This window comes from Methylotenera sp. (assembly GCF_029946165.1).
In the GTDB taxonomy this organism is placed as follows: Bacteria; Pseudomonadota; Gammaproteobacteria; order Burkholderiales; family Methylophilaceae; genus Methylotenera.
In genome coordinates this window covers 1-13,479 of the sequence record NZ_JAQSDZ010000003.1, presented here as the reverse complement: position 1 = coordinate 13,479, position 13,479 = coordinate 1, and the positions used below count along the sequence as shown (strand labels likewise).

The window sequence follows — 13,479 nt, the reverse complement described above, 5'->3', positions numbered from 1 at the left end:
GCACGGAATGACAGTTTGTTATGTGTTTAGTAAAAAATTTGTTTTTACGTTTATTTTGATGAATCCCAAGTGTTTTCCATCACCATATCATCAAGCGGTTTAGCGGTTGCCCAGCCAGTTTCTACCAGCATGGGTTCTTTGTAAAAACTATTCACATGACCTAAACACAGCACGGCTATGGGTTTGGCATCCGTAGGCATATTGAGCAATGTGCCCAATTCAATAGGGTCAAAAATAGACACCCAACCCATCCCTAGGCCTTCAGCACGGGCGGCCAGCCACATGTTTTGTATGGCACAACTCACTGAAGCAATGTCCATTTCTGGCAAGGTTCTGCGGCCAAATACGTGACCATCGCGTTTATCACACAGTGACACTACTAGTAATTCACCACATTCTAAAATACCTTCTACTTTTAAGCGCAAAAACTCAGCCATGCGCGCTGTATTTTCATATTCTCCAATGGCTTGGGAGGTTCTAATACGCTCTTTATCCACCAGTTGATGAATGGCTTTGCGCATGTTCGCATCAGTGATTCTAATGAAGCGCCAAGGCTGCATTAGACCAACACTGGGGGCATGGTGCGCAGCGTGCAGAATTTTAGTGAGTATTTCAGGCGCGACAGGCGTAGGTAGAAAGTGCCGCATATCACGGCGCTCAGCAATGGCACGATATACAGCGGCAATTTCAACCTCTGAAAACTTATGGTCTTGCATAAGAAAACAATCGCGCCGTAAGTGCTGGGTTAGATGAAAAGTAAAAATGTAAAAAAGTCGCTGTAAGGCTGCCATGCTGATAAATATTTTCTCCCGCACCATATCGGCTATTTGCCTGAGTTATAGGCATGAGCTTTGTTTCGAACTTGCCATAATGGAATGTATGCGCCCCAATGCTGCCTAGATCTTCTAGCAACTCAGTATGTTGCGTGCCTAAGCCTTGCAAGCGAGTTTCAATATGACTGTTGCCAGCCAGTAAGCCATAAGTAGGTCCACCGTTAATGGATTCAGATAACGCCATCATGCCGCCGCATTCAGCTAATATCGGTTTGTCAGCATTAAACGCCGCCAATAGGGAATCACGCATGGCTGTATTTTCGCTAATTTCTTTTAAATGCAACTCTGGATAACCGCCTGGCAACCAATAAGCATTAGCTTCTGGTAAAGCTTTGTCATGCAGGGGCGAAAAGAATGTTATGGTGGCGCCCATTTCCTGCAAGCAATCGATATTCGCTGGATAAATAAAACAAAAGGCGGCATCGTGCGCGATGGCAATGGTTTTTCCTGCTAATAGTTTAGGTGTTATAGCTGAAGTAATTGTTTTAGGTGCAATAAAAGTCACCTTCGGCGGCAAGGCTAATGCGCTGCTGGCGGCTAAGGCAATGGCGGCCGCTTCTATTCTGGCTTCTAAATCTACAATTTCCTGCGCTCTAAATAAGCCCAAATGCCGTTCAGGCAAGGCATAGGCTTCATCTTGCGGCAATGCGCCTAACCAATTTAAGTGGCTTGGCAAACTGTCTTTTAGCATATCTGCATGCCCAGTGCTACCCACTTTATTTGCGAGTACGCCAGCTGGAATTAATGCGGTTTGAAAGCCCAGTAAACCAGAAGCTAACGCGCCAAAGGTTTGTGCCATACCGCTGGCGTCGATGGTGAGCATGACAGGCAGATTGTAGCGCATAGCGAGGTCTGCGGATGATGGTGTGCCATCGAACAAACCCATGACGCCTTCAACAATAATCACATCAGCAGTTTGTGCTGTTTGATATAAGCGTGCCAAACCATCTTGCTCGCCACACATGCCGAGATCTAAGTTATAGACAGGCTGCCCCGTTGCGGTTTCTAACACCATAGGGTCGAGAAAGTCAGGCCCGCATTTAAAAGCACGCACGTTTAAACCACGTTTTTTCCAAGCGCGCGCTAGGGCTGCGGTAGATAAAGTTTTGCCTTGCCCAGAAGCGGGCGCGGAAACTAAAATGGCAGGGCAGCTTATTTGATTCATCAATATTTAATAAGCATATAAAGTTCTACCCGTTAATGGCATCTCCACCAATCTAAGCAGCTGAAGCTGCAAGATTTGGTGCGATAAACAAGACAAGGCGCGAAACAAATTTTTGAGAGCGGCATATAATATATATGTAAGCGAAAAAATTTGTTGAGTAACGCAGTATTGTGACATACGACTTTTCAGGCACTTTTTAGTGCTTAGAAAATCGGAGTGCCTGTGGTGCGAAATTTGCATGCTTATTACCACTCAATGCCAGGCATGGCCTGCACGCCATCCTTAAACGCATGTTTAACTAAGTTAATCTCACTTACCGTATCCGCAATAGCAATTAAAGCATCAGGTGCGGCGCGGCCTGTGATGACAACATGTTGCATGAGAGGACGTGACTCTAAAGCCTCGGTGACTTCTTCAATAGTTAACCATTGATATTTAAGTGCATAAGTAAACTCATCTAAAATAATTAAATCTATCGTCTCATCTTGCAAATAATCACATACCATCTGCCAAGCGGCGCGTGCTGATTGCTTATCGCGCTCTGCATCTTGCGTTTCCCAAGTAAAGCCATCGCCCATTACATGCCAAGTCAGGTTGGCTGCATTGCGAAAAAAGGCTTCTTCGCCAGTGTCAGAGCGACCTTTAATAAATTGAATCACCACAGCCTTCATGCCATGCCCAAGTGAGCGAGCCAACAAACCAAAGGCAGCGGTAGATTTACCTTTGCCATTCCCCGTATTAATCAATAGCAAGCCGCGAGAAGTTTGTGCCGCATCAATACTGGCATCTACTACGGCCTTTTTACGCTGCATGCGCGCTAAATGACGTTCTTTTGCTAAATCAAGCTTATTTTCAGGTGTTGTCATGACTAATTTTCATAAAAAAACCGCGCTAGAATTAGGTTCTAACGCGGTTTGATTGGTATTGCAATGTTTATGCAGAAGTTGTGTTTGTACCTAAATTCAGTTTCGGTAAAGCTTTCATTACTAGCCAAGCCGCGCCTAAATACATCAATGCAAATCCTACATAAGGCGTGTAGTATTTTGCTATACGTTGCGTAAATTCAACTACGGTTAGTGTATCTACTTTGTCTGAAAAGCTATACCAAAATGCATTCGATAGCGCAAAAGCCACGCTTGCAGCAGCCCAAGCAACAGTCGCATAAGGTAATGCTGCAAATGGTTGTTCACGTTTAGCTAACCAACGTCCCGCGCCCCATACTGCGGCGTAAGTAGGAATCAAACCCCAGTAGCCTAGTGACATGCAGTAATCGGAAACGCCCTTAAAACCTAATGCATAAAAGTCCATACCGAAAGCGACAGCGATTGCTAAAGCTAACCAAGCTTTGCGCGCAATTAATAAGCCACCTAAAAATAACACGGCTAAAGTTGCATCTGGTAGATCGACATTACTCCCAAAGTGATTGGTGCGAGTGAGTGCTATAGCGAAAAGTAGACCTAGCGCTATTGCCAGTGATTGATTGATTTTTTTCTGCATTACTTGCTCCTACAACTTATAAATTGAATGGCTGAATTGTAAACTTTTTTGTGGTTTATGTCTCACCAAAGCTTGGGGTATGACTTAGTTTCGTCATATAGCTGTTGCTGATATGACGAATACTATTTATTTGGCTGAAGGTTCCCAGCGCACGCTTACGAACAAGTTTGCACCTGGTGTGTTGTATGCTGGGTCGTTTACCCCAAATATAGAAGCACTAGAAGTTAGGGCATAGTTTTTATCTAGTGCGTTATTTAATCGACCTTGTAGACTCAAATCACTATTGATTTTGTAGTTAGCGATTAAATTTAACACAGCGTACCCGCCGAGCTTGAATTGATTCGCTGCATCGTTATAACGTAATGATGAAGCAACCAACTCTGAGCCAAATCTCCAATCATTCCATTGGTAGTTAAGATTAAGACTGCCATGGCGGTTAGCACGACGTGCTAATGTTGTATCGTTAGTTTCATCATGCGGTGATTGAATATCTGCGCTGCCTTTTAACTCCCAGCTATCCCAGCGTTGAGCGCCCGCCAAGGTGATACCTTGAATCTTAGCATCGACGTTAATGGGTAAAAAAGATGGAGCTAGCGCAATGAAGTTATTTATTTTATTTTGGAATAAGGTCACAGAAGCGTCACGTTGGTTATCTTCATAACGCAAACTTGCTTCAAAGTTTTCAGACTTTTCAGCTTTTAGATTAGGGTTGTTAAATGGAAAGCCCCCACTAAAAGCAAAGTATAAATCGTTAAACGTTGGTGCTTTAAACGCCTTGCCATAGCTAGCCGTTGTGCGCCAATTAGGGTTTATTTTGTAGCCATAGCCAATACCACCAGTGTTATTGGTGCCATATTGTGAACTATGGTCGCTACGTAAAGTCGCTTGCACAGAATGGTCGCCAATGTCGGCCAAATAACCTACTAAAAAGCCATCGGTATCACGATCTGTTTTTTTGTAAGGGTTGGTAGCAGAAATAATACGTTGCTCTAATCGGTCGTATAACAAAGTTAAAGTACCTAAGGGTAGTCCAATATCATTTTGCCAAGAATATTGACGTTGTTTGGTTTTAAATGCCCCGTGAGATGTCGGGCTAAATTGGTTGTCTTGGCCATCAATGCCTTCACCAAGTCTAAGAGTAGATTTCCAATTTGAGGTGAATTGATTTTTACTAAATAAACTATAACTTAACTGAGATAAATCTATAGTGTTCTTAAATGTATTGCTGCTATCGTAAGCACTGTGGCCTTCGCTGCTTAAGAGTTGCACGCCAATTTCATGGCCCTCGGCAATTTGATGCGAGAGTGAGCCTGAAACAGCTAAGTTACGGTATCCATCATCATCAGCCTGAGCACCTGTTTTAATATGCTTTGCAGAAAAACCATCGCTATCGGAGCTAGATAAATTTAACGCAAATCGTGTGTCATTTAATTTGCCATTAACCCCAGCTTCAGCTGTTTTTGTGTCATAGCTGCCATAACCTACAGCCGCATAAAAGTGTGGCTTACCCTCACCTTTTTTGGTGAATATTTGTATCACACCACCAATTGCATCTTGACCATATAAGCTAGAAGCTGGGCCACGTAAAATTTCGATTTTTTCTATTTGTGCAAGGGGAATATTTTCAAATGTGGTTTGTCCTGTGGTAGCAGCACCTACACGAATACCATCTATTAGTACAATTACCTGAGTAGCACTAGTGCCACGTAAGAATACACTAGATATTTTTCCTGCTCCGCCGCTAGAAGCTATCTCGACCCCAGGTTGAGTTTGTAGAAGCTCAATAAAAGTAGATTGCCCAGCACGTTCGATTTCTTCGCGGTTAATCACCGTAACGTCCGCAATTACGCTTTCGCGAGGTTGTGCAACGCGACTAGCAGTCACAATTACATCTTCAGTTTGAATAGCAGTTTCCGCTGCAAAAGCAGAAGGTGAGAATGCTAGCGCAACAAGGCTGGCAATGGTAGATTTTTTCATTATTTTTCCCTAAATTACATGCGGCCCCGCATGCAGATTTTAAAAACTAGGGAATACTGAGGAGGGTCATAAAAAAGAGAGCGCGGACGAAATAACGACACAAATAGCGCAGCCTTTGTTTACCGTCACCCCGCGGTATTGCCTAGCGTGCCTTAACATAAGGCGGTGTTTTTAGGCCGGTCTCCGGGCTTATAAGCGCTGGTGTTAAAAACTAAAAATTAGTTCTTTTAACCAACTGATTTGCGCCTTCCCAAGTCTGACCTTTTTCTAAGGGCTAACTCAGTGGCATACTGCACAATCATTTGAATGAATCAAAAACTTACTTACCGTTGCGGGGGCAGCATAGGAATAATTAACGCGATTAAGCGGTAATGCACCTATTTCCCAGTTTCACCTTGTTTGTAGAAAACAAACTTGGCACCTAACAACAAGTGCGAATTATATCGCTAATTTCTTCGCTGACGCTAAAAAAATTCATTAACAATTATTTACACATGCTGTAATACTTTGAAAATTACTCGTTAACTATTGACTATAATGATTTTTTTCAATTATAGTGGTCATATGGATGCGGACTTAAAAGCGTTAGAAGAAAAATTATCAGGCTTAATTTCATTGTGTAGTGATTTACGCAGTGAAAACGCGCAGTTGCGCCTAGATTTAAATGCAACACAAAATGATGCAACCTTGTTAAAAGCAAATATGGCGCAAGCCAGTGAACGCATTGAAGCTTTGATGGAGCGCCTGCCTTAACGCAGGTATGAGTAAGTAAAATGAGCGATATAAAAGGCATTGATGTTAATATCATGGGGCGTGATTTCACGGTATCGTGTACCGATGAAGAACGTCCAGGTCTGATTAACGCGGTTAATTTTTTAGATAAAAAAATGCGTGATATACGCGATAGCGGTAAAATAATTGGTGTAGAACGAATTGCGATGATGGCAGCGCTCAATTTAGCACATGAGTTGCTCAGTAGTAAAAGTGGCACTGTGGATGTAGGCGATTTCAAACGCAGAATCACGAATATGCAAGATCAAATTGATAAAGTCTGCGCTACAAAATAAATATTCCAGATGTCATAAAATTACTACTTAACAATAGTAAAATTACTTCAGTCGATTTAATACTTAGTCATTAGATTATAAGTTTCAAAAAATAAAAATCCCAGTTTTAAAGTTTGTTCTCTGCGGTGCGGTTTAAGCTAATAATTCCTTGAACTAGTTTATAGCATCGGTTTTGGTCATTCGAGTGTTGTGTGCGCGCCTTAAGTTGAGTGTTCTTTTAAGAGCCTCTTGGTGGGTGTACCTAATGCGCTCTAGGCCGTTACCACTTGAGCCTTTTTGGTTCAGGATGCTGGCTTAGGCTAATCCGTGGAGAACTCCTCATTATTTATCGCAGTTCGTGATACTTCAAATCCGCCAAACTTACAATTTCTAGGCATCGTATATGACATGCTTCTAAGATGACTGGCGGTGCAAAACCAGCTTCTGATGCTTCTAACCAGCGTGCGGCGCATACGCACCAACGGTCGCCCGCTTTTAATCCTTCAAAGCCATATTCTGGGCGGGGCGTGCTTAAATCATTGCCCTGAGAGAATGAGAACGCTAAAAACTCATCGGTCATTTGTGCGCATACTGTATGACTGCCGCTATCATCCAAACCCGTTTCGCAACAGCCTGATCTGGTAAATCCTGTCAGGGGATTCAAACCACAAACTTGTAATGCTGTACCAAGTACATTTTTATCTTGTATTTTTGCCATCGATTATCTCTGTTTAATTTTATAAATGAATTTAGTTATCGATTATCATATCGCTAAATTTAGAATTTATTAAGGTAAAAATATGCGTTATTGGTTAATGAAATCTGAACCTTCTGATGTATCGATTGATGATTTAGCTGGTTTTCCAAATCAATCGGTAGATTGGTACGGTATTCGTAACTATCAAGCACGTAATTTCATGCGCGACCAAATGAAGGTGGGCGATGGGGTATTTTTCTATCATTCTAATTGCGATGTGCCAGGTATTGCAGGCATTGCAGAAGTGAGCAAGCTAGCGTATCCAGATCGCTTACAGTTTATTAAAGGCCATAAATATTACGACGAAAAAGCCACGCCTGAAAATCCACGCTGGCTTAATGTAGATGTAAAACTAGTGCGTAAAACACGCTTGCTAAGCTTAAAAGAATTACGCGAGTTTCCAGAGTTAACTAATATGCGGATTTTGCAGCGTGGTAATCGCCTATCAATTACGCCAGTTGACCCTAAAGAATGGGAATTTATTAATAATCAGCTCAAATAAAAAAGCCCCGAAAATCGGGGCTTTAAAAATGAAACAATTAACGTTATTTAATTGCGGTATCTAAGCTACCCATGCTTTTAGGGTAAGTTACTACGCCCCAAGGCATTTTCTTATCTTCAATTTTTTGTGTCACTTCAAGTTTTTCAGCGTCAATGACAAGCACTTCGTCTGATTTACCACACGCAAGCAAAATCTCTTTGTCATCTGGGGTGAATGTAAAGTGCCAGCAACGATTTCCAGTAGGAATATCTTTAATTTTTGCATATGTTTTAGCATCATAAACCTCTAGTGTTTTGGCTTTATTCGCTGCTACAAAAATGCGTTCGCCTTTACGGTCGTATGAAATGCCATAAGGTGTGGCACCAGTCTCTACCGTTCTTAACACTTTAAATTTTTTATCCATCACCATAAACTTATTGCCGTATTCAAGCGTGACTAAGTAGGTTTTACCATCTGGTGACACTTTAACGCCACGTGGCCTATCTCCGTATTCATGCGTTTTAATGGTTTTGAGCAATTTGCCACTCTTCATGCTATGCACAGTAACCGTGTTGTCTGCTTCATTAGTAATGACTAATTGTTTGCCATCTTTACTAAACTCAACACCTTCTGTTTCTGGTCCACCTGTAATTTCACGGATTTTTTTGCCTAATTTCAAATCAATAATACCGATGCGTGCTGGTTCTTTGTCGTCATCATCGTCTTCTTTCGCAGCTGCAATTGCTTCTGCAGAACCTGGTTTTGGTGGGGGGCCACCTTTTGCACTAGGCTCATATGATACAAACGCGAGGTTACCTCTTACTCGAACAAACTCGGGATTCTGGCCAACTTTAATTTGGCTTAGGACTTTATTAGTAGCTGTGTCAATCAAAGAAACGCTACCATTCTCACGCGTGGCAACTACCAGCAGTTTTCCGTCATCACTCACGGCTATACCTCGCGGACCTTCACCTTTTACGTCAATGGTAGTTGTTGAGGTCAACGTGTTCAAATCAATCACGGAAACGCCACCATCTTGATTCGAAACATAAGCTTTACCGCGGTCCGCAGCGTTGACGTTGGCTCCAAAACTTAGGCTAACAGCTGCCGCAATTACTACGTGTGTTAATTTCATTGTTTATTTCTCCTGAGAAAACTATTTATTCTGCTATTTGGGCATGTTAAATGGCTTTAGGTTCACTTAACATGCATGTAAGTTTAAAAATGGATACTAATATCTGCCTTTTGATATCAAGCAAGAAACGCGCTTGAAATTTATATACTTAGAAACAATTGCTTACGGTATGACTCAAAAATTTATGGTTGTATATAACCACCATTGCGGCTGTATACAACCATTTAAACTGAACTTTACTTAACCTAGCCTAAAAATAATTTGTAAGCTGGATTTTGCGTTTCATCCCAATGGGGATAACCTAAATTATTCAAAAACGTATTGAATTCACTAATATCTGAAGGGGGTACTTGCATACCAACCAGTACACGACCAAAGTCTGCACCGTGATTACGGTAATGGAATAAACTTATGTTCCAGTCATGCCCCATTGTCTCTAAAAACTTCATAAGTGCGCCAGGTTTTTCAGGAAACTCAAATCTAAACACCACCTCATTTTCAGCTTGTGGCGCGTGCCCACCAACCAAATGGCGCAAGTGTAATTTGGCTACTTCATTATCCGTGAGATCTAGCGCTGGTAAGCCTTGTGCTTGCAAATCTGCAACAAGTTGGGCAGATTCTGCCGGGTCGGCAATCGCCACACCAACAAAGATATGTGCAGCTTTAGCATCGGCATAACGGTAATTAAACTCGGTAATATTACGATTTCCCAGCAATTTACAGAATGCCTTAAAAGCACCAGGTGTTTCTGGAATGGTGACTGCTAATACAGCCTCGCGCTTTTCGCCGATTTCTGCACGCTCAGCTACAAAGCGAAGCCTGTCAAAATTCATATTAGCACCAGAGGCAATACCGATTAATGTTTTACCGTGCAGGTTCTCGCGTTTTGCATAAGCTTTTAGCCCAGCTACCGCTAATGCGCCCGCTGGTTCTAGAATACTGCGTGTATCTTCAAATACATCTTTAATTGCAGCGCAAATCGCGTCGTTATCGACGACTATCATTTCGTCTACATACTGCTGGCAAAGCTTAAACGTATGCTCGCCTACTTGTTTTACGGCGGCGCCATCGGCAAATAAGCCGACTTGCTCTAACATGACGCGTTCACCTTTTTTAAGTGATTCAGTCATCGCTTCAGCATCTTTTGCTTCCACACCTATCACTTTGATTTCAGGGCGCAATGCTTTCACATAGGCTGCAACTCCCGCCAGCAAACCGCCGCCACCCACGCAACAGAAGATGGCCTCTATCGGTTGTGGATGTTTCTCTAAAATTTCTAGCGCAATCGTACCTTGCCCTGCAATCACATCTGGGTCATCGTAAGGGTGCACAAATGTGAGGTGTTCAGTTTTTTCTAACTCAAGTGCTTTAACATATGAATCAGAATAACTGTCGCCAAATAATACAATTTCAGCGCCATAGCTGCGAACGGCATTTACCTTAATAGCTGGTGTTGTGGTTGGCATCACAATTACCGCGCGGCAGCCCAGCTTTTTCGCACTCATCGCCACACCTTGTGCATGGTTGCCCGCGCTGGCCGCAATTACGCCGCGTTTTAGCACATCGGCAGGCAAGCTCGCCATTTTGTTGTAAGCGCCGCGAATTTTGAATGAAAATACTGGCTGCATATCTTCACGTTTAAGCAACACGCGATTATCTATGCGCGCAGATAAATTGGCCTGTAACTGTAAAGGCGTTTTTTTAGCCACATCGTAAACGTGAGAGTTTTCTATTTTTTGTCTGTAGTCTAAATTTTGCTGATTATTGGTCGTCATTGCGTATTTTTAAAAACACCCTTGCGGTGTATTATGTTGAATTGGCTTACATTATAAAGAATTTATTAGGGATTTACGAAAAATGGCATACACCCAAGACGAATTAAAACAACAAGTCGCAAAAGCTGCGGTTGAATATGTAAAAGAAGGCATCATTGGCGTGGGTACAGGCTCAACCGCAAACTTCTTTATTGAAGAGCTAGCAAAAGTAAAACATAAAATTGATGGCGCAGTGGCAAGCAGTGAAGCAACAGCTGAGCGTTTACGTGCCCACGGCATTGAAGTGTTCGACTTAAATAATGTTAAAAGTTTAGATATTTATGTGGATGGCGCCGATGAAATTACCGAGCACCTACACATGCTAAAAGGCGGCGGCGGTGCATTAACACGTGAAAAAATCGTGGCAGCTGTAGCAAAAACTTTCATTTGTATCTGCGATGAAACTAAATACGTACCAACTTTAGGCAAATTTCCACTTCCAGTAGAAGTGCTGCCGATGGCAAAAAGCTATGTGGCGCGTGAGCTAGTTAAATTGGGCGGTCAACCAAAATTGCGTGATTTCACAACAGACAACGGAAACATGATTTTAGATGTACATAATCTAACAATTGCAGATCCAGTCGAGATGGAAACTAAAATCAACCAAATCGTTGGCGTAGTGACCAATGGCTTGTTTGCCGCGCGTCCAGCCAATGTGTTGTTGTTAGCAACTGCGGAAGGTGTGAAGACTTTTAAGAAATAAGTAGTTAAGTATCAGTGTGTTAAAAAGCCCGCATTGCGGGCTTTTTTACTTTGCTATAATGCGACGAAATGCGCTTAATTAGTAAGGTTTTATTTAGACAATAGATCTATAACTTTTTGCCCTATCTCAATAAGTCCATACCCTTTCAAGGCATTGTCTGCAACAGCATTAACGTTTTCCCAAAGCTCAGATAGTTTGTTTAGTTCGACCGATTTTTTTGGCACGTCATTGAATTGGTGTTTTAATTCAAGTAGTTCACCAACTGCGCTTCGTCTAGCCTCAATTAATGCCTTTGCCCCGGCTATAGGATATTCAGCTAAAGCTTGTCTAATCAGATTTATATGTCGCTCAATAAGAGTTTGAAGCCTGATAGGTAACTCAGAGTTTTTTAAGAACTCCTCTAGTTCAGAAATGCGCGCATAGAGTTCATTCAAGTCATACTCTTTGATTAACTCTTCTTCGTTTGGAACAACTTGACTGTAAATAGCTAGAGTTTGGATAGTTTGAGCATCAAGATACTGCTGTACGCTGCTCCAAATACTAGGAAGCAGCATTGGTGAAAAAGCATGTTCTAAGTGAATTAATACACTTTCGTAAAGACTTGCAGGATGTCCAGTGTTTTTGAGTTCTGACTTTGCAAGATCGACTTCTTTTAAAAGCCAGCCTAATCTTTCCGCAACTACAGCAGCTTTTTTGTTAGAGTCGGATTCAGTTAACTCAAACAGTTGCGCCCATACTTCTAGTACTTGAGTATTTTGGGCTACGGAAGGTATCTTCGTGAGAAGTGCATGAATTCGGAATATAGAGTTGATATTATTGTTCATATATTACTAATAATCTATAAATTACTTTGTTGGCGGCACATATCCCGTTGCCATATCTGCACCATCACCAAAAAAGTACTTTTCAGTTTGTTCGGTCAAATATTTACGGGCAGATGGATCTGCCAAGCTTAGGCGATTTTCATTCACTAACATGGTTTGTTGTTTTAGCCATGCTGCCCATGCTTCTTTACTCACGTTTAAATAAATGCGTTTGCCAAGTTCGCCTGGGTATGGAGGAAAGTCCATGCCGTCTGCTTCTTTGCCTAATTTAATACAATTGACTGTGCGTGCCATTTTTAATGCCTTATGTACTGAATAAAACACTATGATAACGCAAGGCTTTAAATGCTGGGAGTAAGCATGCTAATATTGCGCGATTATTTAATAAAGAAAGTCTAGAAAACATGAAATCTAGTATGGAAAGTCCCTTTAAAGGCAAAACTGGTCTACGTCGCTTAATTAACGCGTTTGGTTATTCAGTCGAGGGTTTTAAAGCAGCTTTTAAGCATGAGGATGCATTTCGGCAAGAGGTGTTTTTAGCGATTGTGTTAATTCCGTTAGCCTTTTATTTGGGCAAAACTTCCATTGAAAAAGCCTTGATGATTGCCAGCGTGATATTGGTCATGATTGTGGAGTTGTTGAATTCAGCGATTGAAGCGGCGGTAGATCATACTTCGACAGAGCATCATGCGCTTGCAAAGCGTGCTAAAGATATTGGTAGCGCGGCGGTGTTTTTTGCTCTATCAATAGTGTTTGTGGTGTGGTGCTTAGTGTTATTGGGGTAGTTTGGGTTAGAACATACAAAGGAAAAAGGCCGCAATTGCGGCCTTTTTTACAAACTCAACTTTCATTATTAAAAAATACTACTCTATTACGACCTTCTGCTTTCGCCTTGTATACCGCAATGTCTGCTTGCTTAAATTGCTCTTGCAAAGTATCAGTATTCTTACCAAAAAGTGATACACCAATACTCGTAGAAATTTGAATAGTAATATCGTTTGCTTTGACTGGTTGACTTAATGACAGACAAATTTTGTTAGCAATGTCCGAAACTATAATTAAAGCGGTTTCTGTGTTCAAATGTTCGAGGAGTACAACGAACTCATCTCCACCAAGGCGAGCCGCAATATCATCAGGTCTTAAGCAATATCTAATTCGTTTAGACATTTCGATTAATACCAAATCCCCATAATCGGAGCCTGTAAATAATTCTGTGTAAATGCAGTTTGAGTGCATTAATTCAAGGG

At 41.8% G+C, this 13,479-nt stretch carries 16 protein-coding genes and 1 riboswitch; of the genes, 5 read left to right on the top strand and 11 right to left on the bottom strand.

The genetic code is table 11. The annotated features are described in order from the left end of the window. Positions 1 to 50 precede the first annotated feature (50 nt). The 5 genes from bluB to PSV17_RS01925 form a co-directional block, all read right to left on the bottom strand. The gene (gene bluB / locus PSV17_RS01945) at positions 51 to 716 is read right to left on the bottom strand and encodes a 5,6-dimethylbenzimidazole synthase (RefSeq protein WP_300479103.1); all 666 of its coding nucleotides are present in this window, start codon (positions 714 to 716) and stop codon (positions 51 to 53) included. Then, positions 703 to 1,998: a cobyrinate a,c-diamide synthase gene (locus PSV17_RS01940; protein WP_300479100.1), complete on the bottom strand. Its 1,296-nt coding sequence runs from the start codon at positions 1,996 to 1,998 to the stop codon at positions 703 to 705. The genes bluB and PSV17_RS01940 overlap by 14 nt, the downstream gene beginning before the upstream one ends. Before the next feature lie 245 nt (positions 1,999 to 2,243). Continuing rightward, a complete protein-coding gene (gene cobO, locus PSV17_RS01935; RefSeq protein WP_300479098.1) occupies positions 2,244 to 2,864 on the bottom strand; it encodes a cob(I)yrinic acid a,c-diamide adenosyltransferase in 621 nt (206 codons plus the stop codon). 67 nt (positions 2,865 to 2,931) lie between these two features. Beyond that, positions 2,932 to 3,495 (bottom strand): hypothetical protein, encoded by a 564-nt coding sequence (locus PSV17_RS01930; RefSeq protein WP_300479095.1) that lies wholly within the window; start codon positions 3,493 to 3,495, stop codon positions 2,932 to 2,934. 126 nt (positions 3,496 to 3,621) lie between these two features. Further along, the gene (locus PSV17_RS01925; RefSeq protein WP_300479092.1) at positions 3,622 to 5,472 is read right to left on the bottom strand and encodes a TonB-dependent receptor; all 1,851 of its coding nucleotides are present in this window, start codon (positions 5,470 to 5,472) and stop codon (positions 3,622 to 3,624) included. Positions 5,473 to 5,628: 156 nt separating this feature from the next. Continuing rightward, positions 5,629 to 5,912: riboswitch (cobalamin riboswitch) on the bottom strand. Positions 5,913 to 6,009: 97 nt separating this feature from the next. Here PSV17_RS01925 and PSV17_RS01920 point away from each other — a divergent pair. Together PSV17_RS01920 and PSV17_RS01915 are read left to right on the top strand one after the other, a co-directional pair. Next, complete coding sequence (locus PSV17_RS01920) at positions 6,010 to 6,225, top strand: hypothetical protein (RefSeq protein WP_300479090.1); 216 nt, start codon at positions 6,010 to 6,012, stop codon at positions 6,223 to 6,225. Positions 6,226 to 6,245: 20 nt separating this feature from the next. Continuing rightward, positions 6,246 to 6,539: a cell division protein ZapA gene (locus PSV17_RS01915; protein WP_300479088.1), complete on the top strand. Its 294-nt coding sequence runs from the start codon at positions 6,246 to 6,248 to the stop codon at positions 6,537 to 6,539. A 325-nt stretch (positions 6,540 to 6,864) separates the two neighbouring features. On the opposite strand, the gene PSV17_RS01910 is transcribed toward PSV17_RS01915, so the two are convergent. Next, positions 6,865 to 7,236 (bottom strand): DUF2237 domain-containing protein, encoded by a 372-nt coding sequence (locus PSV17_RS01910; RefSeq protein WP_300479086.1) that lies wholly within the window; start codon positions 7,234 to 7,236, stop codon positions 6,865 to 6,867. An 82-nt stretch (positions 7,237 to 7,318) separates the two neighbouring features. Between PSV17_RS01910 and PSV17_RS01905 the strand changes: the two genes are divergently transcribed. Beyond that, a complete protein-coding gene (locus PSV17_RS01905) occupies positions 7,319 to 7,777 on the top strand; it encodes an EVE domain-containing protein (protein ID WP_300479084.1) in 459 nt (152 codons plus the stop codon). Between the two features lie 43 nt (positions 7,778 to 7,820). Here PSV17_RS01905 and PSV17_RS01900 read toward each other — a convergent pair whose 3' ends face one another. Together PSV17_RS01900 and ilvA are read right to left on the bottom strand one after the other, a co-directional pair. Then, entirely contained in the window at positions 7,821 to 8,891 is a 1,071-nt protein-coding gene (locus tag PSV17_RS01900; protein WP_300479081.1) for a cytochrome D1 domain-containing protein, read from the bottom strand. 245 nt (positions 8,892 to 9,136) lie between these two features. Beyond that, the gene (gene ilvA, locus PSV17_RS01895) at positions 9,137 to 10,666 is read right to left on the bottom strand and encodes a threonine ammonia-lyase, biosynthetic (RefSeq protein WP_300479079.1); all 1,530 of its coding nucleotides are present in this window, start codon (positions 10,664 to 10,666) and stop codon (positions 9,137 to 9,139) included. 82 nt (positions 10,667 to 10,748) lie between these two features. Here ilvA and rpiA point away from each other — a divergent pair, with 82 nt between their 5' ends. Then, a complete protein-coding gene (gene rpiA, locus PSV17_RS01890; RefSeq protein WP_300479077.1) occupies positions 10,749 to 11,408 on the top strand; it encodes a ribose-5-phosphate isomerase RpiA in 660 nt (219 codons plus the stop codon). 89 nt (positions 11,409 to 11,497) lie between these two features. Here rpiA and PSV17_RS01885 read toward each other — a convergent pair whose 3' ends face one another. After that, positions 11,498 to 12,232 (bottom strand): hypothetical protein, encoded by a 735-nt coding sequence (locus tag PSV17_RS01885; protein WP_300479075.1) that lies wholly within the window; start codon positions 12,230 to 12,232, stop codon positions 11,498 to 11,500. A gap of 21 nt (positions 12,233 to 12,253) precedes the next feature. Next, positions 12,254 to 12,526 (bottom strand): oxidative damage protection protein, encoded by a 273-nt coding sequence (locus tag PSV17_RS01880; RefSeq protein WP_300479073.1) that lies wholly within the window; start codon positions 12,524 to 12,526, stop codon positions 12,254 to 12,256. Positions 12,527 to 12,648: 122 nt separating this feature from the next. Here PSV17_RS01880 and PSV17_RS01875 point away from each other — a divergent pair, with 122 nt between their 5' ends. Further along, positions 12,649 to 13,017: a diacylglycerol kinase gene (locus PSV17_RS01875; RefSeq protein WP_300479071.1), complete on the top strand. Its 369-nt coding sequence runs from the start codon at positions 12,649 to 12,651 to the stop codon at positions 13,015 to 13,017. A 55-nt stretch (positions 13,018 to 13,072) separates the two neighbouring features. On the opposite strand, the gene PSV17_RS01870 is transcribed toward PSV17_RS01875, so the two are convergent. Further along, the coding region (locus tag PSV17_RS01870) for a GGDEF domain-containing protein (RefSeq protein WP_300479069.1) at positions 13,073 to 13,479 on the bottom strand (407 nt) is incomplete at its 5' end.